This window comes from Nonomuraea sp. NEAU-A123 (assembly GCF_018603905.1).
Taxonomy (GTDB): Bacteria; Actinomycetota; Actinomycetes; order Streptosporangiales; family Streptosporangiaceae; genus Nonomuraea.
Window position 1 is genome coordinate 16053 of record NZ_JAHFZZ010000033.1, and the last position, 24978, is coordinate 41030.

General features: G+C 69.7%; 20 protein-coding genes. 13 read left to right on the forward strand and 7 right to left on the reverse strand.

The window, feature by feature from the left end:
• Positions 1-2: 2 nt before the first annotated feature.
• On the reverse strand, positions 3-3257 hold the full coding sequence (locus KLK06_RS61050) for a fibronectin type III domain-containing protein (protein ID WP_250907455.1): 3255 nt from the start codon (positions 3255-3257) through the stop codon (positions 3-5).
• Between the two features lie 143 nt (positions 3258-3400).
• Here KLK06_RS61050 and KLK06_RS53100 point away from each other — a divergent pair, with 143 nt between their 5' ends.
• Genes KLK06_RS53100 through KLK06_RS53115 form a run of 4 tightly spaced genes read left to right on the forward strand, consistent with a single transcriptional unit; the run spans position 3401 to position 7131 of the window.
• Positions 3401-4132 carry an NUDIX hydrolase gene (locus tag KLK06_RS53100; protein ID WP_214643510.1) on the forward strand — a complete coding sequence of 244 codons (732 nt, stop codon included), beginning with the start codon at positions 3401-3403 and terminating at the stop codon, positions 4130-4132.
• Between the two features lie 17 nt (positions 4133-4149).
• On the forward strand, positions 4150-5004 hold the full coding sequence (locus tag KLK06_RS53105) for a molecular chaperone DnaJ (RefSeq protein ID WP_214643511.1): 855 nt from the start codon (positions 4150-4152) through the stop codon (positions 5002-5004).
• 10 nt (positions 5005-5014) lie between these two features.
• The gene (locus tag KLK06_RS53110; protein ID WP_214643512.1) at positions 5015-5950 is read left to right on the forward strand and encodes a hypothetical protein; all 936 of its coding nucleotides are present in this window, start codon (positions 5015-5017) and stop codon (positions 5948-5950) included.
• Positions 5947-7131 carry an adenylosuccinate synthetase gene (locus KLK06_RS53115; RefSeq protein WP_214643513.1) on the forward strand — a complete coding sequence of 395 codons (1185 nt, stop codon included), beginning with the start codon at positions 5947-5949 and terminating at the stop codon, positions 7129-7131. The genes KLK06_RS53110 and KLK06_RS53115 overlap by 4 nt, the downstream gene beginning before the upstream one ends.
• A 71-nt stretch (positions 7132-7202) precedes the next feature.
• Here KLK06_RS53115 and KLK06_RS62095 read toward each other — a convergent pair whose 3' ends face one another.
• From KLK06_RS62095 to pdhA, 3 genes are read right to left on the reverse strand one after another with little or no spacing between them, the layout of a single operon-like run.
• Entirely contained in the window at positions 7203-8702 is a 1500-nt protein-coding gene (locus tag KLK06_RS62095; RefSeq protein WP_214643514.1) for a dihydrolipoamide acetyltransferase family protein, read from the reverse strand.
• Positions 8703-8713: 11 nt separating this feature from the next.
• Positions 8714-9694: an alpha-ketoacid dehydrogenase subunit beta gene (locus tag KLK06_RS53125; RefSeq protein ID WP_214643515.1), complete on the reverse strand. Its 981-nt coding sequence runs from the start codon at positions 9692-9694 to the stop codon at positions 8714-8716.
• Positions 9691-10782, reverse strand: coding sequence for a pyruvate dehydrogenase (acetyl-transferring) E1 component subunit alpha (gene pdhA / locus KLK06_RS53130; RefSeq protein WP_214643516.1), 1092 nt, complete (start codon positions 10780-10782; stop codon positions 9691-9693). The genes KLK06_RS53125 and pdhA overlap by 4 nt, the downstream gene beginning before the upstream one ends.
• 226 nt (positions 10783-11008) lie before the next feature.
• Here pdhA and purS point away from each other — a divergent pair, with 226 nt between their 5' ends.
• The 4 genes from purS to purL all read left to right on the forward strand — a co-directional run bounded on the left by purS (position 11009) and on the right by purL (position 14927).
• On the forward strand, positions 11009-11254 hold the full coding sequence (gene purS / locus KLK06_RS53135; protein ID WP_214643517.1) for a phosphoribosylformylglycinamidine synthase subunit PurS: 246 nt from the start codon (positions 11009-11011) through the stop codon (positions 11252-11254).
• Positions 11255-11476: 222 nt separating this feature from the next.
• Positions 11477-11863, forward strand: a complete 387-nt coding sequence (locus KLK06_RS53140; RefSeq protein WP_214643594.1) for an ATP-binding protein — start codon at positions 11477-11479, stop codon at positions 11861-11863.
• 137 nt (positions 11864-12000) lie between these two features.
• Positions 12001-12678 carry a phosphoribosylformylglycinamidine synthase subunit PurQ gene (gene purQ, locus KLK06_RS53145; RefSeq protein WP_214643518.1) on the forward strand — a complete coding sequence of 226 codons (678 nt, stop codon included), beginning with the start codon at positions 12001-12003 and terminating at the stop codon, positions 12676-12678.
• 44 nt (positions 12679-12722) lie between these two features.
• Positions 12723-14927, forward strand: coding sequence for a phosphoribosylformylglycinamidine synthase subunit PurL (gene purL / locus KLK06_RS53150; protein WP_214643595.1), 2205 nt, complete (start codon positions 12723-12725; stop codon positions 14925-14927).
• A 53-nt stretch (positions 14928-14980) separates the two neighbouring features.
• Here purL and KLK06_RS53155 read toward each other — a convergent pair whose 3' ends face one another.
• Positions 14981-15889 carry a hypothetical protein gene (locus KLK06_RS53155; RefSeq protein ID WP_214643519.1) on the reverse strand — a complete coding sequence of 303 codons (909 nt, stop codon included), beginning with the start codon at positions 15887-15889 and terminating at the stop codon, positions 14981-14983.
• A 224-nt stretch (positions 15890-16113) separates the two neighbouring features.
• Here KLK06_RS53155 and KLK06_RS53160 point away from each other — a divergent pair, with 224 nt between their 5' ends.
• The 4 genes from KLK06_RS53160 (at position 16114) to KLK06_RS53175 (ending at position 20860) form a co-directional block, all read left to right on the forward strand.
• Entirely contained in the window at positions 16114-18138 is a 2025-nt protein-coding gene (locus KLK06_RS53160; protein WP_214643520.1) for an adenylate/guanylate cyclase domain-containing protein, read from the forward strand.
• A 32-nt stretch (positions 18139-18170) separates the two neighbouring features.
• On the forward strand, positions 18171-18833 hold the full coding sequence (locus KLK06_RS53165) for a Crp/Fnr family transcriptional regulator (RefSeq protein ID WP_214643521.1): 663 nt from the start codon (positions 18171-18173) through the stop codon (positions 18831-18833).
• A gap of 46 nt (positions 18834-18879) precedes the next feature.
• Entirely contained in the window at positions 18880-20316 is a 1437-nt protein-coding gene (locus tag KLK06_RS53170) for an MFS transporter (RefSeq protein WP_214643522.1), read from the forward strand.
• 223 nt (positions 20317-20539) lie between these two features.
• Positions 20540-20860 (forward strand): type II toxin-antitoxin system PemK/MazF family toxin, encoded by a 321-nt coding sequence (locus KLK06_RS53175; protein ID WP_308168891.1) that lies wholly within the window; start codon positions 20540-20542, stop codon positions 20858-20860.
• 47 nt (positions 20861-20907) lie between these two features.
• Here the strand turns inward: KLK06_RS53175 and KLK06_RS53180 are convergent, their stop codons facing one another.
• The gene (locus KLK06_RS53180; protein WP_250907467.1) at positions 20908-21561 is read right to left on the reverse strand and encodes a TetR/AcrR family transcriptional regulator; all 654 of its coding nucleotides are present in this window, start codon (positions 21559-21561) and stop codon (positions 20908-20910) included.
• 70 nt (positions 21562-21631) lie between these two features.
• On the opposite strand from KLK06_RS53180, the gene KLK06_RS53185 reads away from it, so the two are divergent.
• Positions 21632-23056: an MFS transporter gene (locus tag KLK06_RS53185; protein WP_214643524.1), complete on the forward strand. Its 1425-nt coding sequence runs from the start codon at positions 21632-21634 to the stop codon at positions 23054-23056.
• Between the two features lie 17 nt (positions 23057-23073).
• On the opposite strand, the gene KLK06_RS53190 is transcribed toward KLK06_RS53185, so the two are convergent.
• Positions 23074-24978: an ABC transporter ATP-binding protein gene (locus KLK06_RS53190; RefSeq protein ID WP_214643525.1), complete on the reverse strand. Its 1905-nt coding sequence runs from the start codon at positions 24976-24978 to the stop codon at positions 23074-23076.

Consider the following 24978-nt stretch of genomic DNA (forward strand, 5'->3'; position numbering starts at 1 on the left):
GGTCAGCCTATCGAGATCCGGTCGACGTTCGGTCCGCCGTTGGCCGTGGTGGCGGTGGCTCTGATCTTGTTGGCTCCTTGAGCGAGGGTGACGGTGAGGGTGGAGGTCTGCCAGGTGTCCCAGTTGCCGGTGCCGTTGAAGTCGCGGTTGACCGCCGTGCCGCCGTTGACCGCGATGGCCATCGGCCGGTTCACCGTGGTGCCGTTGGCGTAGCGCAGCTCCAGAGTGACCGGTCCCGCCACGGGGGCGTTGACCGTCCACTCGACGTAGCTGCCGGTCACGTTGTCGTAGTTGACGAACCCGGTGCCCGTGTAGCCGTCGTGGTTCGACTCCGCCGCGCCCTGGGAGATCGTCGCGTCCTCGGCCTGGTAGACGACCGGGCCGCTGCCGGTGGTCTCGGTCACCGCGTTCGAGGGGGCCGAGGTGTTGCCGGCCGCGTCGCGGGCCTTGACCGTGAACGTGTACGGCGTGGCGGCCGTCAGGCCCGAGACCGTGGCCGTCGTGCCGGTGACCGTGGTGGCCAGGGTCGTGCCGTTGTAGACGTCATAGCCGGTCACCCCGGTGTTGTCGGACGAGGCGTCCCAGGCCAGCGAGACGCTGGAGGACGTCTTGGCGGTGCTGTGCAGGTTCCCGGGGATGGTCGGGTTCTCCGTGTCCGGGGGGCCGGTCGGGACGGTGAGCGTCGCGGTGTTCCAGCCGGACACCCGGACGCTCGCCGCGCCGCTCAGGTCGGCGGCCCGGTAGGTGGCGGTGAGGGTCTTCGACTCGCCCGGCCAGAGGCTGATCGCGTTGTCCGACCACTGGATCGGCAGCACCGGCTTGCCTGACGCGTCCACGACGTGCGCGTCGAGCATGAACGCGGGGATCTTGCCCGTGCCGGTGTTGCTGATCGTCACCGCGACGCTCCCGGGGGACGGCGACGTGGCGGTGGCGGTGATCGGGGCCTGGGCCAGGCCGTTGAGCCCGGTCAGGTTGGCGTAGCTGGTGGTCGGCACGTAGTACCAGTCGTTGTTGTCCCAGTCGATGACGTCACTCGCCGTGGACAGCGCGTACACGTTGCGGTCGATCTCCTCGCCGCCTCGCAGCAGGCTCAGCCGTACGAGGTAGGTCGTGGACAGGCCGCTGATCGACGGGACGGTGACCGCGGTGGTCTTGCCGCCGTCGGCGGGGACGGTGACCGTGGCCGTGTTGGTGTACTTCGAGGTGCCGTCCATGTTGAACACGTCGGTCTTGACCGTCAGGCCCGAGGCCGCCGAGGTGCCCGAGTTGACCACGACGACGGACTTGTTGTCGTAGGAGTACTGCACGTGCAGCGGCCTGTTCGCCTCACGGGCGCCCCAGTAGGAGCCGCCCTGGTCGAGGTAGTAGTCGAACAACTGCCAGTGCAGCGACGACCAGCCGCTGTTGAGCATCCAGTAGATGACGCCGGTCGAAGGGTTGCTGGAGTCGGTGAAGTTGCGGCCGTACGCCTCGAACTGCGCGCGGACCGCCTCGTACTGGGCGAGCTGCGCCTTCTTCACGTAGTCCGTCAGGCTGGACGGCACGCCGTACCGGCCTCTGAGGGCGTTGTGATAGATCGTCAGGTTGTTGAACGTGCTCGACGGGGAGCGGTGATACTGCGTCGCGCTCGGGCTCTGCCAGAGCGAGTTGATCTGCGCGGTGGTCATCATCCGCTTGAGCGAGTCGAGCGTCGGGACGTCCGGGCCCGCGCTGGTCTCGGAGTTGAAGCCGAACGCGCCGCCTTCGCGCTTGTTGTACCAGTAGTTCGGCGGCACCCACTCGTACGGGCCCGGCATCTTCAGGCCTGAGGTGCCCAGTTGCGGGCTGGACTTGTCCGAGGCCACGGAGACGATCGGCAGCGGCCACTCGGCGGCCGTCAGCGCGTCGAGGTAGTTGGTCTCCTTCTGGGCCGACGGCGGATTGTCGGAGCCGATCAGGAACGAGATCACGCTGGGGTGGTTACGCAGCCTGGTGGCCTCCGCCTGCATCGATGCCTTGGCGATGGGGTAGTCGGCCGTGGCGAACGAGCCCTCCCACTTGTTACAGCACTCCCAGCCGGGCATGGTCAGGATGCCGTACTTGTCGGCCAGGTCGTAGAGCTCGTCGGTGTCCAGGTGGCCTTCGACCCGGATGGTGTTCAGGCCGAGGTCCTTGACGTACCGGATCTTGTCCTCCAGGTAGCGCAGGTCCTTGCGCAGGAAGATGTCCGGTGACCAGCCGCCGCCCCTGATCAGGATCGACCGGCCGTTGATCTTGTAGAAGCGGCGGCCACTGGCGTTCTTGGCCGACTCGACCTTGCGGACGCCGAAGCGCTGGGTCAGCGTGTCGCTCACCGCGCCGCCGACGGTCGCCGTGAGGTCGAGGTCGTACAGCGGCTGGGCACCCAGCTGGTAGGGCCACCAGACCTGCGGGTTCGTCAGCGTCTGGCTGAACGTGATCCGTTTCGTCTCGTTCGCCGCGAGCGAGACATTCTGGGAGAACGTGAGCGAGCCGATCGTCCCGCTGACCGTGGTGGTCACCGCGCTGCCGGTGCCGTTGCGTACGTCGGCCTTGATCGTGAGGTCGGCGCGGTCGAGCGCGGGCACGGCCAGGTTGGTGATCACGTGCGCGTCGCGTAAGGAGACGTCGGCACTGCGCCTGATCAGCACGTCGCGGAAGATGCCCGTGTTGTCGTCGCGCGGGACCTGGACCCAGTCGATCCAGCCGATCGTCAGGTGGTTGTTCGGGTTGTTGGCGTTGACGCGGAAGGCCACCGAGTTGACGCCCGGGTGGACCAGCGCGGTGACGTCGCGCTCGTGGCGGGTGTAGGCGCCGGCGACCTGGGCGGCGGTGGCCACCTGGCTGCCGTTGACCCACACGTCGGCGCTCGACATCACACCGCTGAAGTCGAGGAACGTGCGTAACCCGGTCTCGGAGCCGAGCGTGAAGTCCGAGCGGTACCACCAGGGCACGTCGAAGTCGGCGGTCGGGATCGACTGCATGTTCGTGGAGAAGAACGGGTCTGAGTAGACGTTGTTCTCCAGCAGCCCGGCCAGGACGGTCGAGCGCGGGCCGACCGGATACCAGCCGGAGGCCGCGTAGCCGGGGGTGGAGATCGCGGCGCCGGAGTCCGACACCTTGGCGGATGACTGGATCTTGTAGGCGGAGAGGGCTGTAGAGGAGGCGGTCGCCGCCGGTGCGGCCAGGGCGACACCTCCAGCACTGACCAGCAAAGCGCAGGTCCAGAGCAGGATGAGGATGAGCCGGGAGCGGGCCATGGGTCCTCGCAAGCTCGATGGAGTTTGTTAATAAACCTTCTTAACAACTAAACGCGATCTCGTAAATGCCCAAATTTGTGGACACGTTGGGGTTGGCTGGTTATTCTCAGAGAGAGATTGACTCACTTTGAGAAGGACGTGCGATGGAAGAGTTCCTGGCCGGCTACGACCCGCGGCGGTACCCACCGGTCGCGGTGACGGTCGACGTGGTGGCGCTGACCATCCGCGACCGGCAGCTGCACGCCCTGATCGTGGAGCGCGGCGTCGAGCCGTACGAGGGCGCCTGGGCGCTGCCCGGCGGCTTCATCCGGCCCGACGAGGACCTGGCCGAGGCGGCGGTGCGGGAGCTGGCCGAGGAGACCGGGCTGGACGCCGCGCCCGCGCACATCGAGCAGCTCGCCAGCTACGGCGGCCCCGGCAGGGACCCGCGGATGCGCGTGGTGTCGATCTCGTACCTGGCCTTCGCCCCCGACCTGCCCGATCCCCGGGCGGGCACCGACGCGGCGGCGGCCGTGTGGCATCCGGTCGACGACGTGCCGCGGCTGGCCTTCGACCATCAGCGCATCCTGGCCGACGGCGTGGAGCGGGCCCGGTCGAAGCTGGAGTACACCCCACTGGCCACGGCCTTCGCCGGCGACACGTTCACGGTCTCCGAGCTGCGGCTGATCTACGAGAGCGTGTGGGGCACGCCGCTGCACGCGGGCAACTTCCACCGGAAGGTGCTGTCGGTGCCCGGGTTCGTGGAGGGCACCGGCGAGACCACGCAGACCGGCGGGCCCAAGGGCGGGCCGCGGGCCAAGCTGTACCGCGCGGGCGACGCCCGGCTGCTGCATCCCGCCCTGCTGCGGCCCTCGCGGGAGGACGAGATCCGGTGAACGCAGGAGGAGATCCGGTGAACGCGGAGGAGGCCGCGTCGATCGTCACAGGGGCGCGTTCGGCCGGCGACCTCTTCGCGGGCGACTCCCCCGCGCGGGTCTACCGGCGTCTGGCCCGGTTGCTCCACCCGGACGTGTCCCCGGAGACGGCGGGGGCGTTCGCCCGGCTGGCCGAGCTGTGGTCCGACCACAACCGCGGTCAGCGGGTCGGGCCCTATCGGATCGGGCCGCTCCTGCATCGGGGCGGCACCGCCGTCCTGTACCCGGCCGACGGGGACGCGGTGCTCAAGCTGCCGCGCGACCCGGCCGACAACCACCTGCTGGTGCGGGAAGCCGCCGCGCTGACCCAGATCGCCACGGAAGCGGACCCACGCTTCCTGCCGTACATCCCCCGCCTTGTCTCGAAATTTCGGCATAAAGCCGGGGGGACCGTACGGCAGGCGAACGTCCTCAGCCGGGCACCCAGCGGCTTCGTCACCCTGACCCGGCTCGGCACCGGCCTCGACCCCCGGGACGTGGCCTGGATCTGGCGGCGGCTGCTGGTGGCCACCGGCCTGGCGCACCGGGCCGGAGTCACGCACGGCGCCGTGCTCCCCCGCCACGTACTCGTCCACCCCATCGACCACGGACTCGTCCTCGTCGACTGGTGCGCATCGCGGCTCTCCGATGCCTCTGAGGACGGCGCGGACGACGTCCTGGGCGTCACCCGATGCGTCGCCGGGCTGCTCGGCGACCACCCCCGGGCGATGCGCGCCTTCGTCCGCGGCTGCCTGCGGCGCCCGCCCGCCGACGCGTGGGCGCTGCTCGCCGAGCTCGACGAGCTCCTCGAAGACCTTTACGGGCCGCGTACCTACCGGCCCCTTCACCTCTAGGGAGAAGATCATGGGCAGCGGAATCTGGTCCACCGACGTCTACAGCTCGGCCGCCCACTACCGGGCCGCCACCGGCGCCAGCGCCTTCGCCTACAGCGACGGCGGCGCCGCCACCACCCACCCCGACCTCGACCCGTTCGGCGTCACGCGGGAGAGCCGCGACTCCGACGAACACCCGGACTCGCTGGCCGTCGCCGTGCTCTTCGACGTCACCGGCTCGATGGGCCGCGTCCCGCGCGTGCTGCAGGCCAAGCTGCCCGACCTGCTCGGGCTGCTGCTGCGCAAGGGGTACGCCACCGACCCGCAGATCATGTTCGGCGCGATCGGCGACGCCACCTGCGACCGGGCGCCGCTCCAGGTCGGGCAGTTCGAGTCCGACAACCGCATGGACGACCAGCTCGGCCAGATCCTGCTGGAGGGCGGGGGCGGCGGCCAGATGCGTGAGTCGTACGAGCTGGCCATGTACTTCATGGCCAGGCACACCTCGATCGACTGCTACGAGAAGCGCGGCAAGCGGGGATACCTGTTCATGATCGGCGACGAGCTGCCCTATCAGCGGGTCAGTGGGAAGGCCGTCAACAAGCTGATCGGCGACCCGCGCCAGCGCGACATCGACGTCGCGGCGATCGTCGCCGAGCTGACCCAGAAGTACGACGTCTACTACATCCTGCCCGCCGGGGCCAGCTACGCCGGGAACAAGCAGGTGCTGGGCACCTGGCGCGACCTGCTCGGCCAGAACGTGCTGGAGCTCGACGACCTGGACGCGGTCTGCGAGACGATCGCGCTCACGGTCGGGCTCGGCGAGGACGCCATCGGCCTCGACGAGGGCCTCGACGACCTGGCCGGGCTCGGCTCGCGCGCCGGCGCCTCGGTGTCGAAGGCGCTGGCCAAACTCGACCGCGGCGCGCTCGTGGTGTCGGAGCCGCTCGACGGGCTCGACGCGTGAGCGAACACGTCATCGTCGCCGACCTCGGGTACGGCGACGCCGGCAAGGGCACCGTCGTGGACTGGCTGTGCGCCACCCGGCCGGTCCACGCGGTGATCCGCTTCAACGGCGGCGCGCAGGCGGCGCACAACGTGGTGCTGCCGGATGGCCGGCACCACACGTTCGCGCAGTTCGGCTCGGGGACGTTGCGGGGGGTGCCGACGCATCTGTCGAGGTTCGTGGTGGTCGATCCGCTGGCGCTCTCCGCCGAAGCCGCCCATCTGGTACGGCTCGGCGTGCCGGATCCGTTCGGGTTGCTCACGGTCCATCGGGATTGCCTGCTGGCCACGCCGTACCACATCGAGGCGGGCCGCCGGCGGGAGCTGGCGCGCGGGGCGGAGCGGCACGGGTCGTGCGGGATGGGCGTCGGGGAGACGATGGCGTACGCGCTGGCGCACGGCTCGCTCGCCCCGCGCGCGGGCGACTCTCCCGCGACGCTGACCCGCAAGCTCGGCGTGCTGCGGGAGGCGCTGGGGGTGGACGGGCCGCCGGTGGCGGACTGCGTGGCGGCCTACCGGGCGTTCGCGGCGCGGGTGCGGCTGGTGGATTCCGCTGATGACCTGCTCAGGCGGGGGCCGGTGGTGTTCGAGGGGGCGCAGGGGGTGCTGCTGGACGAGAACCACGGGTTCGACCCGTACACGACCTGGAGCACCACGACGTTCGCGAACGCGCTGGAGCTGCTGGGCGGGGCCGGAGCCGTCCGGCTCGGCGTGCTGCGGACCTACACGCCCCGGCACGGGCCGGGGCCGCTGGTCACGGAGGACCCCACGCTGGAGCTGCCGGAGCGGCACAACGGCACGGGGCCGTGGCAGGGGGCGTTCCGGGTGGGGCACTTCGACGTCGTGGCGCATCGGTACGCGGTCGAGGTGGCGGGAGGTGTCGACGGGCTGGCGCTCACGCACCTGGACGCGCCGGTGTCTCGGCTGTGCCACGCGTACGAGGGCCCTGCGTTCGAGACGGGCCTCCAGCCCGGTGACGGGGCCGCGCTCACCGCTCGCCTGCTGCGGGCCAAGCCGGTGTACGACGACGCCGTCACCGACTGGCCCGCGGCGGTGGCGGACGCTCTGGGCGCGCCCGTCTGGGTCGGGTCATACGGCCCGACCTCAGCGGACAAGCGGATCCTCACGCCCGCCCTCGGTTAGACGAGCGGACCCTCGGTCAGACGAGCAGACCCTCGCGCCCGCCCTCGGTCAGGCGAGCGGGTCGCCGTCGGTCAGCTCCAGGCGAGCATGCGGAGCGGGTCCTCCAGCATGGCGCCGACGTCGCGCAGGAACAGCGACCCCAGCTCGCCGTCCACGATCCGGTGGTCGAAGGAGAGCGCCAGGGTCGTGACCTTGCGTACCGCCAGCTCGCCGTCCACCACCCACGGCATGTCCCGTATCTGGCCGAAGGCGAGGATGGCGGCCTCGCCCGGGTTCAGGATCGGGGTGCCGGTGTCGACGCCGAACACGCCCACGTTCGTGATCGTGATCGTGCCACCCGACATCTCGGCCGGTTGGGTCCGGCCCGCCCTGGCGGTCTCCGCCAGCCGGCCCAGTTCGGTGGCCAGTTCGGGGAGGGAAAGCTGGTGGGCGGACTTGATGTTGGGGACGACGAGACCGCGCGGGGTGGCCGCGGCGATGCCCAGGTTGACGTAGTGCTTGACCACGATCTCCTGAGCGGCTTCGTCCCACGAGGAGTTGATCATCGGGTGCCGCCTGGCGGCCGTGAGCACGGCCTTGGCGACCAGGAGCAGCGGCGAGACCTTGACCTCGGCGAAGTCCGGCAGAGTGCGCAGCCGCCGGACCGCGTCCATGGTCTCGGTGACGTCGAGCTGGAGGAACTCGGTGACGTGCGGGGCGGTGAAGGCGCTGGCCACCATGGCCTGGGCGGTCATCTTGCGGACGCCCTTGACGGGGATACGCTCCTCGCCCTGCTGGGGGATCGCCCGTGGGGCGGGCCCCTCAGCAGCGGCGTGGACGTCGTCCCGGGTGATCGAGCCGTGGGGGCCCGAGCCCGCCAGGCTGGTCAGGTCCACGCCCAGGTCCTTGGCCAGCTTGCGGACCGGCGGTTTGGCCAGGACTGCGACCTGCGACAGGCTGAGGTCCGCACGGACCGCGCCTCCCCCCACGGGACCCCGAGTCGCATCGCCCCCCACGGAACCCCGAGGCGCGGTGGAGGCCTCGACGCGGGGCGGGTTCGCGACCGGAGTGGCCGGGATCACCGGTGACTGGTCGGAGCCGGCGGGCTCGTCGGGGCGGGATTTGCGGGGGCGGCGTTTGGTGGCGCCGGTTTTGACGCCGTAGCCGACCAGGACCGCCTGGCGTTCCTCCTTGGGGGCGGGGCTGCCGTGGGCGCCGGGTTCGACGGCTCCCTCGGCCGGAGGGCGCGGGACCAGGTCGTCCGCCAGCGCCTGTACCCGGTCGGCCTCGCCGCCGGAGGCGTCGGCTGCCTGGCCGGACACGTCAGCCACCCGGCCGGAGGCGTCGTCCGGCTCGCCCGTGTCGACGGCGATGATGGGAAGGCCGACGTCGATCGTCTGGCCCTCGTCGGCCATCAGGCCGGAGACCACGCCGTCCCAGGGGATCGGCAGTTCGACGATGGACTTGGCCGTCTCGATCTCCACGACGATCTGGTTGACCTTGACCGCGTCGCCGGCCTTGACGTGCCAGCGGACGATCTCCGCCTCCGTCAGGCCTTCGCCGACGTCGGGGAGCTTGAATTCACGTCGCATGAGGCCCCTCCTCAGTAGCCGAAGGCACGGTCGACGGCGTCGAGCACTCTGTCCAGGTCGGGCAGGTAGTGCTCCTCCAGCTTCGACGGGGGGTAGGGCGTGGAGAAGCCGCCGACGCGCAGCACCGGCGACTCCAGCCGGTAGAAGCACTGCTCGGTGATCCGGGCCGCCAGCTCGGCGCCGAAGCCGCTGTAGACCGGCGCCTCGTGCACCACCACGGCCCGGCCGGTACGGCGTACCGAGTCCATCACCAGCGGCGCGTCGAGCGGGTTGAGCGAGCGCAGGTCGATGACCTCGACCGAGCGCCCGTCGCCCTCGGCGGCCGTGGCGGCCTCCAGGCAGGTCTTCACCATCGGGCCGTAGGCGATCAGCGTGATGTCGGTGCCCTGGCGCACGGTCCGGCCGCGGTCGAGGGGCATCCACCAGTCGGTATTGACGGTGTCGACCTCGGCCTTCTCCCAGTAGCGCCGCTTGGGCTCGAAGAAGATGACCGGGTCTTCGGAGCGGATGGCCTGCTGGATCATCGTGTAGGCGTCGGCCGGGTTGGAGCAGGCGACCACGCGCAGCCCGGCGGTGTGCGTGAAGTAGGCCTCGGGGGACTCGCTGTGGTGCTCGACCGCGCCGATGCCGCCGCCGCAGGGGATGCGGACGACCACGGGCAGCTTGATCGCGCCGAGCGAGCGCATCGGCATCTTGGCGAGCTGGGTGATGATCTGGTCGGCCGCGGGGAAGACGAAGCCGTCGAACTGGATCTCGCACACCGGCCGGTAGCCGCGCAGCGCCAGGCCGATCGCGGTGCCGACGATGCCCGACTCGGCCAGCGGGGTGTCGATGACGCGGTCCTCGCCGAAGTCCTTCTGCAGGCCGTCGGTGACGCGGAACACGCCGCCGAGCTTGCCGACGTCCTCGCCCATGATGAGGACCTTGGGGTCGTCCTCCATGGCCTTGCGCATGCCCTCGTTGAGCGCCTTGGACAGGCTGAGGACGCTCATGACTCGAAGCCTTCCAGGTAGGCGGCGTACTGGGCACGTTCCTCGTCGATCAGCGCGTGCGGCTCGGCGTACACGTGGTCGAAGATGTCGAGCGGCGCGGGGTCGGGCATCGCCAGGCAGCGCCTGCGCAGGTCGGCGCCGAGCTGGTCGGCCTCGCCCTCGACCGAGTCGAAGAAGGCCTGGTCGGCGAACTCGTTCTTGAACAGGTACGCCTTGACCCGCTCGATCGGGTCCTTGAGCTTCCACGCCTCCAGCTCGCTCGCCACGCGGTAGCGCGTCGGGTCGTCCGTGGTGGTGTGGGCGCCCATGCGGTACGTGAACGCCTCGATGAGCGTCGGGCCCTGGCCTTCGCGGGCGTTCTTGAGCGCCTGCCTGGTCACGGCGAGGCAGGCGAACACGTCGTTGCCGTCGACCCGGATGCCGGGGAAGCCGAACCCGGAGGCCCGGCGGTAGAGGGGGATGCGGCTCTGCTTCTCCAGCGGCTCGGAGATGGCCCACTGGTTGTTCTGGCAGAAGAACACGATCGGCGCGTTGAACACGCTGGCCCAGATGAACGACTCGTTCACATCGCCCTGGGAGGTGGCGCCGTCGCCGAAGTAGGCGATGACGGCCGCGGTCGCGTCGTCGCGCTGGATGCCCATCGCGTAGCCGACGGCGTGCAGGGTCTGGCTGCCGATCACGATCGTGTACAGGTGGAAGTTGTGCTCCTTGGGGTCCCACCCGCCGTGGTTCACCCCGCGGAACAGGCCGAGCAGCTTCACCGGGTCGACGTCCCGGCACCAGGCCACGCCGTGCTCGCGGTAGGTGGGGAAGGCCATGTCCGCGTCGGTCAGCGCCCGGCCGGAGCCGATCTGCGCGGCCTCCTGGCCGAGCAGGGACGCCCAGATGCCGAGCTCGCCCTGCCGCTGCAGAGCGACGGCTTCCAGGTCTATGCGCCGGACGAGTACGAGGTCGCGGTAGAGGGACCTGACCTCTTCTGGCTTGAGATCGATGTCGTAGTCGGGGTGCTCGACCCGTTCACCCTCGGGGGTGAGGAGCTGAACGAGCTCCGGGGGTGCTTGTGCACCACGAGAGGCGTCGAGTGTCACGTGCCACTCCTGTGCGGTCAGGGCCGGGGTCGATGGGGTTGCCACCTTAGGCCAGCCTTTCGAGCGACGGACCATGTGGTGGTGGTTCGTACGCGTTTGGGGACATCGTGGCAGACGTCACAGCCCTTCGCGCAAGCCCCATCCCCTCCCACTTCCCGTTGTGTTGCCTGCCACACGCGCCGGTAGGCTGGCTTTCCCATCTCCCGCCGCACCCAGGAGGAACGCAGTGGCGCGCGTCATCGTAGACGTCATGCTGAAGCCCGAGATTCTCGATCCGCAGGGCCAGGCCATCGCCCGCGCCCTGCCCAGGCTGGGCTTCTCCGGAGTCTCAGCCGTACGCCAGGGCAAGCGCTTCGAGGTCGATCTGGAGGGGCCGGCCGACGAGGCGGCACTTGCGGACGTCCGAAAGATGGCCGAGACCCTGCTGGCCAACACCGTCATCGAGGACTACACCGTGCGCGTTGAACAGTAGAACGGCACATTTGACGCCTCGAAATACCCGCGACCGGCTAAAGTCGGGTTCGGGCGTGCCACAATGCCACGAGCTTGCCAACACTAAATAACAACAACGTGATTTTGCGGTTAGCCCCGATTTCACGGGGAAACCTACTCCAGGTGACATTCCGGAGCCCGGAGGAGTCCGGTGGATATTGAGTTCTCGTTGGCGCTGCCTCGGGATGCGATCGGCATACCGATGGTCAGGCGAGTGCTGGGAGATGCGATGCGTTCGCTCAACGTGAGCGAGGCGTGCATCTCCGACATGCTGCTCGCGGTCTCCGAGGCGTGCTCGAACGCGGTACGGCACGGCGGTCCGGCCAACCGTTACGAGGTCACGGCCTCGATCGGGTCCGGCCGCTGCGATGTGCGCGTCGTCGACAACGGCGTCGGCATCCCCTCGATGCCCATGACCTTTCCGCCCCCCGACACCGAGAACGGCCGCGGCCTGCTGATCATGCGCTCGGTCGTGGATGAGATCTCCTTCGGCATCACTCCCGGCCGTGGCACCACGGTCCACCTCCGCAAGACCCTCGCCTGGGAGGAAACGGCGAACCGCCGCTCCCGCGAGCTGGCCGCGGTCTAGCCGATCTCGCAACCCCTCCACGGGCCGTCCCAACGGCCCGTTCCTACGCGTGCGTGGGATGACGCCGTTGAGAGGCATGGACGAGCACCAGATAGCCTTGCTGTGCACACCACGAAACGCTGGAGGAGACGCAAGACATGAGCGCCCGCGTGGGGGTAGTCACCTTTCCAGGAACTCTCGACGACCAGGACGCCGCCAGAGCGATCAGACTGTCCGGCGCGGAAGCCGTTCCGCTGTGGCATGCCGACCACGACCTCAAGGGTGTGGACGCCGTCTTCCTGCCCGGCGGCTTCTCCTACGGCGACTACCTGCGGTGTGGCGCCATCTCCCGGTTCGCCCCGCTGATGCGGGAGCTCGTCCCGGCCGCCCGCGAAGGGCTGCCCGTGCTCGGCACGTGCAACGGGTTCCAGATCCTGTGCGAGGCGCACCTGCTGCCGGGCGCGCTGACGCGCAACGCGTCGCTGCACTACGTCTGCCGTGACCAGCGGCTCCGTGTGGAGTCGACCGGCACACCCTGGACCAACTCGTTCGAGCCCGGCCAGGAGGTCGTGCTGCCCATCAAGCACGGCGAAGGCCGCTACGTCGCCGACCCCGAGACGCTCGCCGCGCTCGAGGCGGACAACCGCGTGGTCATGCGCTACCTCGGCAACCCCAACGGCTCACTCAACGACATCGCCGGCATCCGCAACGAGGCGGGCAACGTGGTCGGCCTCATGCCGCACCCCGAGCACGCCGTCGAAAACCTGGTCGGCGCGCCGAGCACGGACGGGCTCGGCTTCTTCACCTCCATCCTCAAGAAGCTGGTGAACGCGTGAGCACCGACAGCGTCAAGCGGGCCGTCGAAACGCCCGCCGAGCCGATGCCGTTCGCCGAGCTGGGGATGAAGCAGGAGGAGTACGACCGGGTCAAGGAGATCCTCGGTCGTCGTCCCACGGGTTCCGAGCTGGCCATCTACAGCGTCATGTGGTCCGAGCACTGCTCGTACAAGTCGTCCAAGGTGCATCTGCGGCAGTTCGCCACCAAGGCCCCCAAGTCCGACGCACTGCTCGTCGGCATGGGCGAGAACGCCGGCGTCGTCGACATCGGCGACGGCTGGGCCGCCACCTTCAAGATCGAGTCGCACAACCACCCGTCCTACGTGGAGCCGCACCAGGGCGCCGCCACCGGCGTGGGCGGGATCGTGCGCGACATCATGTCGATGGGCGCCCGCCCGATCGCGGTCATGGACGCGCTGCGCTTCGGCGGCGCCGACCAGAACGACACCCGGCGCGTGCTGCCCGGCGTGGTCGAGGGCATCAGCAGCTACGGCAACTGCCTGGGCCTGCCCAACATCGGCGGCGAGCTCGTCTTCGACCCCTGCTACATCGGCAACCCGCTGGTCAACGCGCTCTGCGTGGGCCTGCTGCGCAAGGACCAGATCAAGCTGGCCACCGCGCCGGGGCCGGGCAACAAGGTGGTGCTGTTCGGCGCCTCGACCGGGCCCGACGGCATCGGCGGCGCGTCGGTGCTCGCCTCGGCGACCTTCGAGGACGAGTCGCACGCCAAGCGGCCCGCCGTGCAGGTGGGCGACCCGTTCATGGAGAAGCTGCTCATCGAGTGCTGCCTGGAGCTGTACGCGGCCGACGTGGTCGTGGGCATCCAGGACCTCGGCGCGGCCGGCGTCTCGTGCGCGACCACCGAGCTGGCCGCCAAGGGCACCGGCGGCATGCACGTCGACCTCAACCTGGTCCCGCTCCGCGATCACTCGCTCAGGCCCGAGGAGATCCTGATGAGCGAGTCGCAGGAGCGGATGATGGCCGTGGTCCGGCCGTCGGACATCTCGGCGTTCATGGCGATCTGCCAGAAGTGGGATGTCCCGGCCACCGTGATCGGCGAGGTCACGGACACCGGCCGGCTGGTGATGACCTGGGACGGCGAGACGATCGTCGACATCCCGCCCGGCACCGCCGCCGACGACGGCCCGGTCTACGAGCGGCCGTTCCACGAGCCCGCCGGGCAGTCGGCGCTCAACGCCGACACCCCCGACCGCCTCGACCGGCCCGCCGACCTGCGTGCCACCCTCCTGGAGCTGCTCGGCTCACCGAACCTGGCGTCGAAGGAGTGGGTGACCTCCCAGTACGACCGCTATGTCCGGTCCAACACCGTGCTCGCCCAGCCCGCCGACGCCGGGATGCTGCGCATCTCCGAGATCATGGCCGGCGCCGAGCCGACGACCAGGGGCATCGCCCTGGCCACCGACGGCAACGGCCGCTACGCGCGGCTCGACCCCTACGCGGGCGCCCAGCTCGCGCTGGCCGAGGCCTACCGCAACGTCGCCGTCACCGGGGCCCGTCCGCTGGCCGTCACCAACTGCCTCAACTTCGGCTCGCCCGAGGACCCCGAGGTCATGTGGCAGTTCGCCGAGGCCGTACGCGGGCTCGCCGACGCCTGCCGGACCCTCGGCGTGCCGGTCACCGGCGGCAACGTCTCCTTCTACAACCAGACCGGCTCGACCCCGATCCACCCGACCCCGGTCGTGGGCGTGCTCGGCGTGATCGACGACGTGGCCAAGCGGGTCGCCACCGGGTTCGTCGCCGAGGGCCTGCGCATCGCGCTGCTCGGTGAGACGAAGGACGAGTTCGGCGGCTCGGAGTGGGCGCACGTCGCCCACGGTCACCTCGGCGGTCTGCCGCCCGAGGCCGACCTGGCGGCCGAGCAGGCGATGGCCACCGTGCTGGTGGAGGCCGCCGCGCTGGGGCTCCTCGAGGGCTCCCACGATCTGTCCGACGGTGGCCTGGCCATCGCGCTCGCCGAGTCCTGCCTGGCGCGGGGCATCGGGGCGACGGTGGCGCTGAGCGGCGACGCGTTCACCGACCTGTTCAGCGAGTCGTCGGCGCGCGTGCTGGTGGCGATCCGGCCGGAGGCGTTCGACCGGTTCGCGGCGCTCTGCGTCGACCATGAGGTGCCCTGCTACGGGCTCGGCACCACCGGCGGCACGTCGCTCGTGGTGGAGGGGGTGCTGGAGGTGCCGGTCGCGGAGCTGCGCGAGACGCACTCCGGCACGCTGCCCGCGCTGTTCGGCTGAGTTCTCCGCGAGGGCCGGTACGGGGTACTGCCGTACCGGCCTTCGTCGTTTTGTCAGGACTTCTTGAGGCAGACCACGTAGACGGTGCCACTCACGCCGTGGTTGCCGCTGGTCTGGGCGGCCATGTTGTTGTTGTCGTCCTTGACCGCGGTGACCGACCAGCCCGACCCGCCGCTGGGGGCGCTGCTGGTGACGTTGGCGCTGCCGCTGATGGTGAAGCCGCCGCCGGTCGCGACGTCGCCGCTGGAGCAGGAGACGGAGCCGCTGCCCGAGCTGAAGGAGTTCGAACGGGTGTAGGTCGTGTAGGTGATGCCCTTACCGTCGACGCCGTCCTTGCCGTCCTTACCGGGCAGGCCGTCCTTCCCGTTCTTGCCGTCGGCACCGTCCTTGCCCGGGAGCCCGTTCTTGCCGTCGGCACCGTCCTTGCCCGGGAGCCCGTTCTTGCCGTCGGCGCCGTCCTTGCCGTCCTTACCGGGCAGGCCGTCCTTACCGTCCTTGCCGTCGGCGCCGGTCTTGCCCGGAAGGCCGTCCTTGCCGTCCTTGCCATCGACGCCGTCGGTGCCGTTCTTGCCCGGCAGACCGTCCTTGCCATCCTTGCCCGGCAGGCCGTCGGTGCCATTCTTGCCGGGAAGGCCGTCCTTGCCGTTCTTGCCGGGGAAGCCCTGCCTGCCCTGGAGGCCGGTGTCACCCTTCGGGCCCTGCGGGCCGGTGTCGCCCTTGGTGCCCTCCGTGATCGTGGTCGTCGACTGACCGCCGCCGCCGATCACCATCCGGATCTCCGTCTTCCTGCACGGAGTGGTGGGGTTGACGATGCGGGCGTACCGCGTCTTCTTGTGCACGCAGGCGTACACCTCTGACGCCGACGACGCGGTGGCGACTCCGCCGACGGCGAGGAGCGAGACGGCCAGCGCTCCGACAGTGGCGAGTGTGAGCGTGCGCCCACCGCGAATCTTGATAGCCACGGGTTTTCCTCCGAGGAACGTGTGTTGCTCAGGATGAGCATGAGGTTCACGTTTCAACCGTTCCAATGGATGACAGAAACTACATAACGTGTTCATTACGCGACAATGCGTATGACACTACTTGACGGGTCATGAAAGTCGGCTGTAGGTAAAAGGACGCATTGGCGGGCCTTGTCGGCCGTGGATAATCGGGACTGTTCGGGGGCGCACGTATTACACGGAGGATGACCTTGCCGACCGCCAGTCCCTACCTCCCTCCTGCCACGCAGCCGGTGCGCGGGGTGGTCTGGGCCATCCATCTGGTCCTGCCACTGCTCGGCCTCTGGCTGCTCCTGGCCCAGGACCACCTCAACATCATGTGGGAGCACCACTCCAGCCACTTCTGGATGATCATCGCGGTGGCCGGCCTCAACGTGGCGCTCGGCACGCTGATCAGCGAAGCGTCGCGCAGGAGGCAGGACGCCCGGCTCTTCCTGGTCTCGATGGTGTTCCTGTCGAGCGCCGGGTTCTTCTTCCTGCACGGCATGGCCACGCCGCAGGTCATCCTGCCCACCGGATCGATCGGGTTCGACCTCGGGCAGCAGGTCGGGCTCACGATCGCCGCGGCGTTCGCGTTCGTCTCGGCCTTTCCGCTGGGCGAGCGGGCGGCGCAGACCGTACTGAGATATCAGCACTTCATACGGGCCGTGCTCTTCGGGTTCATGATCGTCTGGGGAGTGGCCTCGCTGATCCCCGGGCTGACGCCGCTCAGCGAGCCGCCGTTCAAGGAGCCGGTCAACTGGCTCGTGTGGCTGTCGCTGCCGGGCCTGGGCCTGTACGGCGCGGCCAGCGTGATGATGTTCCAGCTCCACAGGCAGCGGCCGTCGGCCATGCTGATCAGCCTGATCACCGCCTACGCGCTGCTCGCCGAGGCCATGATCGCCGGGATGTCGCAGCTCAACTGGCACCTGTCCTGGTGGGAGTGGCACATCCTGCTGACGCTGGCCTTCGTCTTCGTCGCCTACAGCGCGTACCTGCAGTTCATGCGTGAGGGGTCGAGCGCCGGCCTGTTCGACTCGGTCGCGCTGTCGGCGACCGTGGCCCGCATCCAGCGGCAGTACGACGAGGTCCTGGAAGAGCTGGTCGAGCACGTACGGCGCGGCGAGCCGCTGGCGGCGACCCGGCTGTCGGGCAAGTTCCGGCTCACCGAGGGGCAGACCGCGATTCTCGACCGGGCCGGCGAGGCGCTGGCCAGCGAGCGCGAGCTCTCCCAGCGCTTAGGCGCCCTGGTGGCGGTGAGCGCCCAGACCCGCGTGCACCTGTCCGAGACCGACCTCCTGGCCACCGCGCTGGAACGCGTCCGGCAGGCGTACGGCGACGTGCGGATCGGCCTGATCGCCGACGGGAAGACGCAGATCGGCTCCCGCGAGTACGACTTCTCCGGAGACGCCCCCATCAGGCGCGACAGCCTGTTCGCCTTCCCGCTGACCGTCAAGGGCCACCTGGCGGGGGTGCTGGAGGTGCCGGTCGGCCGCACGTCGCAGGACGAGGCGCTGGCCGCCACGCTGGCCGGGCAGATCTCGATCTCGCTGGAGAACGCCCGCCTCTACCAGGAGCTCAACACGCTGTTCCGGCAGTACATGTCGCCCGACGTGGCCGCCGCCCTGCTCGCCGACCCCACCCAGGCGGCGCTCGGCGGCCAGATGAAGGAGCTCACCGCGCTCTTCGCCGACCTCAAGGGCTTCACCACATTCTCGGAGCGGGTCACGCCCGGCGAGATCGTCGAGATGCTCAACCGCTATCACACGGCCGCGGTGCCCTGCATTCTGGACAACGGCGGCACGATCGTGCAGTTCGTCGGCGACGCGCTGCTCGCCCTGTTCAACGCCCCGGCCACGCAGACCGGCCATGCCAGGGCGGCCTGCCGGGCGGCCCTGGCCATGCAGGAGGCCGCCGCCGAGGTGGCCGAGGAGATCGCCTGGAAGCGGGAGGACGCGGAGGCGTGGCCGACGTTCCGCGTCGGCGTCAACACCGGTCCCGCCCTGGTCGGCAACATCGGCAGCCCGGAGCTGCGCGGCTTCAACGCGATGGGCGACTGCGTGAACGTGGCCGCCCGGCTGCAGGGCCTCGCCGAACCGGGCACGGTGGTGATCGGCGAGACGACCCGCAAGCAACTGGGTGTCGGCGTCACGGTGAACCCTCTGGGAAAGCTGAGCCTCAAGGGCAAGGAAGAACTCGTGGGCGCCTACGTTCTGACCTCATTGACCTAGAAGGGCGCTGACCGTACCGACATAATCGGCGCATGAACCCAGATCTCGGCGAGTTCTTCTCCATGCTCACCCCCGAGGAGATCGAGGAGATGCGCGCCGCAGGACGCCCGCGCAGGTGGGAGCGCGGAACGACGGTGATGAGCGAGGGCGACACCTCCGACTGGGTGCTCGTGCTGACCGAGGGCCGGGTGAAGGTGTCGTCGCACACGAGCAGCGGCACCGAGGTCGTGCTGGCCGTGCGGGGGCCGGGCGGGCTGCTCGGCGAGATGTCGGCCATCGACGGTTCGCCGCGTTCGGCGACGGTCACCGCGCTGGAGCCGATCGCGGGCATCGTGATCCGCGACTTCCCCGCGTTCCTGCAGGCGCACGGGCGCATCGCCGTACTGCTCATGCAACTCGTCACGGGGCGGCTGCGCGACGCCGACAGGAAGCGGATCGAGTACGGCGCGTTCGACACCACGGGCCGGGTGGCGACCAGGCTGATCGAGCTGGCCGAGCGCTACGGCGAGAAGACCAACAGCGGCGTACGCGTGGCGCTGCCGCTCTCGCAGGACGAGCTGGCCGGGTGGACCGGGGCCTCGCGTGAGGCCGTCAGCAAGGCGCTACGGACGCTGCGCGACCGCGGGCTGATCGAGACCGGGCGGCGTCGCGTGGTGATCCACGATCTCGACGGGTTGCGCAAGCGGGCCAGGTGACCACCTCCGACAAATCGGACGTACGACGTACGTCATAGTGGAGGGCATGGTCGCGGTCTCCCCCGATTACGACAGCCGTCTCCGCTATGCCTGGCGAGTGTGTTCGGTGACGAGCCTGGGGCTCGTCCTCATCGGCATCGCCGGCAGCACACTGAACGTCGCGCTGCCCTCGGTGGTGCGGCACTTCCACGCCAGCGCGTTCGAGTCGGGCTGGATCCTGCTGTCGTTCCTGCTGGTCAACACCGCGAGCCTGGTCTTCTTCGGGCGGGTGGCCGACCTGCTCGGCAGGCGGGAGGTCTACCTGACGGGGTTCGCGCTGTTCACCGTGGCCTCGCTGCTGGCCGGGCTGTCGCCGGGCGTGTGGTTCCTGGTCGCCATGCGCGTGCTGCAGGCGATCGGCGCCGCGATGATCCTGGCCAACGGCACGGTCATCATCACCGACGCGTTCCCGCCCGACCGCCTCAGCCAGGGCATGGGCGTCTACATCGGCACGCTGTCCGTGGCGCAGCTCGCCGGGCCGACGCTGGGCGGACTCATCGCGGAGACGGCCGGCTGGCAGTGGATCTTCTGGGTGAACGTGCCGGCCGGCCTGATCGCTCTGAGCTGGGGCGCGGTCGTCCTGCGCAAGATGCCCCGTGGCCCACGCGAACCGGTGGACGCGCTGGGCAACGCGCTGCTGTTCGCCGCGCTCTCGGCCGCGCTGATCGCCCTCTCCGAGGCGGGCTCCGCCGGGCTGTCGAGCCCCACGGTGCTGATCGGGGCGGCGGTGTTCGCGGTGCTGGTGCCGCTGATCGTGCTGGTGGAGCGCCGGGCCGCGCATCCGGTGCTCGACCTGCGGCTGTTCGGCGGGCGGCTGCTGGCCTTCGCGAACCTGGCCTCGTTCTGCAACGCACTGGCCCGCTCGGCGCTGATCCTGGTCGTGGCGCTGTACTTCCAGGCGGCCAGGGGCGTGGACGCCTTCACCGCCGGGCTGAGCGTGCTGCCGGTGCCGGTCGGCATGGCCCTGGCCTCGCCGCTCGCGGGCTCGCTGAAGATCTCCCCGTACTTCCTGTCGATCGGCGGCACGCTGATGAGCGCTCTGGGCCTGGGCACGCTGATGCTGACGGCCGACCCCGCCACGCCGTACTGGATCATCGGCCTCGGCCTCTTCGTGGCCGGGTGCGGGAGCGGCACGTTCCTGACCGGCAACACCACGCAGGTCATGCGGGCCCTGCCGCGGGGGAGCCTGGGGGTGGTCAACGGGTTCCGGGTGATGATCATGAACGTGGGGATCGTGATCAGCGTGGGCGCGTCCCTGAGCGTCCTGGCCGGCTCGGTCGGCCCCGTCGAACGGGCCCAGGTGTACGCGGGAACGCTGGCCAAGCTGTCGCCGGTGGCGGTGGGGCAGGTGATGCACGGGTTCGAGCGGACGTACGCGCTGCTGTTCGCCGTCGCCCTGACCGGCACGTTATTCGCCGCCCTGGCCCGGTCGCGACATCCGTGACGACCACAAAGTGTGTTACATCTGACACCATGTGCAACGTCAGCCCTGATGAAGCGAGGAAGAGCGCACGCCGCGCCGCGGCCGACAGCAGGCACTCAGAGGCGGTGTGTTCCTGCGGGGAGATGCTGCTGAAGCAGGCCGCAGACGACGCCGAACGGCTGCGCGACGATCCCGACGATCAGGCCGAGATGCTCGCGATCCAGCGCTTCATGGGTGTCGCCGAGTGATATTTCGTGGTGCGCTCTATAAGATCAAGGCCATTGCTGGCCCTCGGGACCGCGAGCAGCAGGGACGCCGGTATGGGGTGATCATTCAGTCGGACCGCTTCGCGACCAGCGTCATCACCGTCGCCCTTACGTCGTCGAGCGCTGGACCGGCGATCTACCGGCCCGAGATCGAGTTCAACGGCACGAAGTCGCGCGTCCTGGCTGACCAGATCTACTCTGTGTCGCCGTCCAGGCTGGGCGACTTCATGGGCACACTGGACGCACACGAGGCCGCAGAAGTGGACCGCGCGCTGATACTGAAACTCGGTCTCATCTGAAAGCCGCGGCCAGCCTCGACTCCACGTCTCCTTGGAAACCCAGCACTCTAACGTCTGGCCGCCAATGCCTCCACGCCGCTGACCACCAGGTCCACGCCGAACGAGTCGTAGAAGTCGGCGGTCATCCCCGCGACCATGGGACCGGCCATCTCCACCAGGTTCGGGTACTTCTCCGCTGGCAGTGACTGCAGGCCCAGGCGCTTCACCCGGACGATCTCGGCGATCTCCTCGGAGGTGTGGCCGGGCCGGAAGTGGACCGGGGCGTCGGCGATGGAGATGGCGCTCTGCAGCAGATACTTGGAGATCAGGCAGCACTCCTCCACGGTGAAGCCCGCCGTGCGAGCCAGGCCGAGGGCCTCGTTCCAGACCGCGAGGAAGCTGGGCACCGCGCCCTGGTCCACCTGCTCCAGCACGTTCTTCGCGCAGGGGTGGGTGCGCAGGACCCTGACCAGGCCCTCGACCAGCTCCCTCAGCCGGTCGCGCCACGGGCGGTCGTCGCCGCCCTTGACCCCGAAGCCCAGGATCAGGTGGTCGGCCATGCCGATGAGCAGTTGATCCTTGTTCTTGAAGTGCCAGTAGAGGGCCATCGGCGTCACGCCCAGGTCGGCTGCCAGGCGTCTGATCGTCACGGCGTCGAGCCCTTCGGCGTCACCGATCTCCAGGGCCCGCTCGACGATGGCCCGCGCGGTCAGTTTTCCCATCACGGTTGACAACTATACGCCGTACAAGTTCAACTATACGACGTACAAGTACGACGTATAGGAGACAGACATGGACCGGCGATGGTGGGCGCTCACCGCGGTGACGCTCGGGACCTTCATGACCTACCTCGACAACAACCTCGCCAACGTCGCGCTGCCGACGATCCAGCGAGAGCTCCGGCTGACGATCTCCGGTTTGGAGTGGATCGTGAGCGGCTACATCCTGGTGTTCGCCGGGCTCATGCTGGTCGGCGGCCGGCTGGCCGACGTGTTCGGCGCCAGGCGGGTCTTCGCGACCGGTCTGGTGATCTTCACGCTGTCGTCCTTCGCCGCCGGGCTGGCCGGTGACGGCACCACGCTGATCGCCGCCCGCGCGGTGCAGGGGTTCGGCGCGGCGCTGCTCACGCCGACGGCGCTCGCGCTGCTGACGCAGATCTTCCCCGACCCGGGCGAGCGCGGCCGGGCCGTGGGCATCTGGAGCGCCTCCGGCGCGCTGTCGATGGCGCTCGGCCCGGTGACCGGCGGTTTCATCAGCGAGCACCTGCACTGGGGCTGGATCTACCTGATCAACGTGCCGATCGGGATCGTCACGCTGGGTCTCGCGCTGTGGGCCGTCCGTCCCGCCTTCACCCGGGTACGGCACAGTCTCGACCTGCCGGGCCTGGCCACCTCGGCGCTCGCGTTGTTCGCCCTGACCTACGCGCTGATCGAGGGCGACGGCGCCGGATGGACCTCACCGGAGATCCTGGCCGCCTTCGGCCTCGCGCTCGCGGCGGCGCTGGCGTTCCTGCTCGTCGAGGCGCGGGCCGCGGAGCCGATGATCGACCTGTCGCTGTTCCGGGCCAGGGTGTTCAGCGGCGGCCTGCTCACCATGGGCATCTGGTCGTTCGGCGTGTTCGGCATCTATTTCTTCAGCGCCCTCTGGCTGCAGAACGTGCTGGCCTTCTCCCCCACCGAGGCCGGCGCCGCGTTCGTGCCGATGGCCCTGCTCATGGCTGTCACGGCGATCCTGTCGCAGCGGATCAGCGCGCGGCTGGGCATCGGCCCCACCGTCGCGCTCGGCATGGTGCTGATGGGCGGCGGCATCCTCATGCTCTCCGGGATCGGCGCCGAGGCCGGGTACGGCGACGTGCTGCCCTGGTTCCTGCTGTACGGCCTGGGCGGCGGCCTGCTGGTGCCCCTGACCTCGGCGATCCTCACCGGCATGCCCGCGGGCAGGTCGGGCGTGGCCTCCGGGGTCCTGAACGTGTCGCGCGAGGTGTTCGGGCTGCTCGGCATCACCGTCCTGGGCGCCATCCTGAACTCCAGGCAGAGCGCCAGCGACCGGCCGCCGCTGACCGCCTTCCTCGACGCCTACCAGTTCACGCTGGTGCTGGCGGCCGTGCTCGTCCTGGCGGCGGTCCCGGTCAGCCTGTACGCGCTCCGCACCCGCCGTACGAGCGGCCGGCCGGACCAGCCCCCGGCCGACCGTCGGGAGCGGGCGACAACCGGTTGACGGACGCGATCAACCCCCTACGCGGCCCCGACGGTGGCGGGCTCGCCGATGACCTCCTCGATCACCGGGTCGGCGAACTGAGTGCGGTACAGCTCCTCATAGCGCCCCCCGGCGGCCAGCAGCTCGGCGTGCGTGCCCCGTTCGGCCACCCGCCCGTCCTCGATCACCAGGATGACGTCGGCCGCGCGGATCGTGGAGAGGCGGTGCGCGATCACCACGGCGGTCCTGCCCTGCAGGGCCTCGCCCAGCGCCTCCTGCACGGCCGCCTCCGAGGTGGAGTCGAGCGCCGCGGTGGCCTCGTCCAGGATCACCACTCTGGGCCTGGCCAGCAGCAGCCGGGCGATCGTCAGCCGCTGGCGCTCGCCGCCCGACAGCCGGTAGCCGCGCTCGCCGACCACGGTGTCGAGGCCGTCGGGCAGGGACTCGATCAGCGTGGCCAGCCTGGCCCGGCCGAGCACCTCCCACAGCTCGTCCTCATCGGCCTCGGGCCTGGCCAGCAGCAGGTTGGCCCGGATCGTCTCGTGGAACAGGTGCCCGTCCTGGGTCACCATGCCGAGCGTGTCGCGGATCGAGTCGGCGGTCAGGTCCCGTACGTCCACGCCGCCGATCCGTACGGACCCGGAGTCTGCGTCGTACAGCCTCGGCAGGAGCTGGGCGATCGTCGACTTGCCCGCGCCCGAGGAGCCCACGAGGGCGACCATCTGGCCCGGTTCGGCGGTGAACGAGACGCCGTGCAGCACCTCGGCCCCACCGCGCGAGTCGAGCACGGCGACCTCCTCCAGTGAGGCGAGCGAGACCTTGTCGGCCGAGGGGTAGGCGAAACGCACGTCGTCGAACTCCACCGAGACCGGTCCGTCGGGGACGCGGACCGCGCCCGGCCGTTCCTTGATGAGCGGTTCGAGATCGAGCACCTCGAAGACCCGCTCGAAGCTGACCAGCGCGCTCATCACGTCCACCCGGGCGCTGGCCAGTGAGGTCAGCGGTGAGTACAGGCGGGTGAGCAGCAGCGCCAGCGCAACGACCGAGCCGGCGTCGAGCTGGTCGCGCAGCGCGTAGAAGCCGCCCAGGCCGTACACCAGGGCCAGGGCCAGCGCGGACACCAGGGTGAGCGCGGTGACGAAGATCGACTGCGTCATGGCCGTGCGCACGCCGATGTCACGCACCCGCCTGGCCCGGTTCGCGAACTCCGCCGACTCGCGGGCGGGCCGGCCGAACAGCTTCACCAGCGTCGCGCCGGGCGCGGAGAAGCGCTCGGTCATCTGCGTGCCCATGGCCGCGTTGTGGTCGGCCGCCTCACGCCTCAGCCGGGCGATCCTGACGCCCATCCGGCGGGCGGGCAGGACGAACACCGGCAGCAGCAACAGCGCGAGCAGCGTGATCTGCCAGGAGATCCCGATCATCACGATGAGGGTCAGCACGAGCGTCACGACGTTGCCCGCCACGCTGGACAGGGTGTCGGTGAAGGCGCGCTGCGCGCCGATCACGTCGTTGTTCAACCGGCTGACCAGGGCGCCCGTGCGGGTCCTGGTGAAGAAGGCGATCGGCATCCGCTGCACGTGGTCGAAGACGGCGGTGCGCAGGTCGAGGATCAGCCCTTCACCGAGCCCCGCCGACAGCCATCTGGTCAGCAGCCCCAGCCCGGCCTCGGCCAGGGCGAGCCCCGCGATCAATCCGGCGAGCCCGGCCACGATACCGAACGTCTCACCCTTGACGATCGCGTCGACGACCCGGCCCGCGAGGACGGGTGAGACCACCGCCAAGGCCGCCATCACCACGCTCAACACCAAGAAGAGCACCACTCTTCGCCGGTGCGGGCGGGCGAAGGCGGCGATGCGACGGAGCGTCGCCCTGGACAGCGGGCGACGCTCCGTCTGATTGTTCAGTGAGTAAAGCTGGTGCCATGCGGTCATTTCCATGCTCAT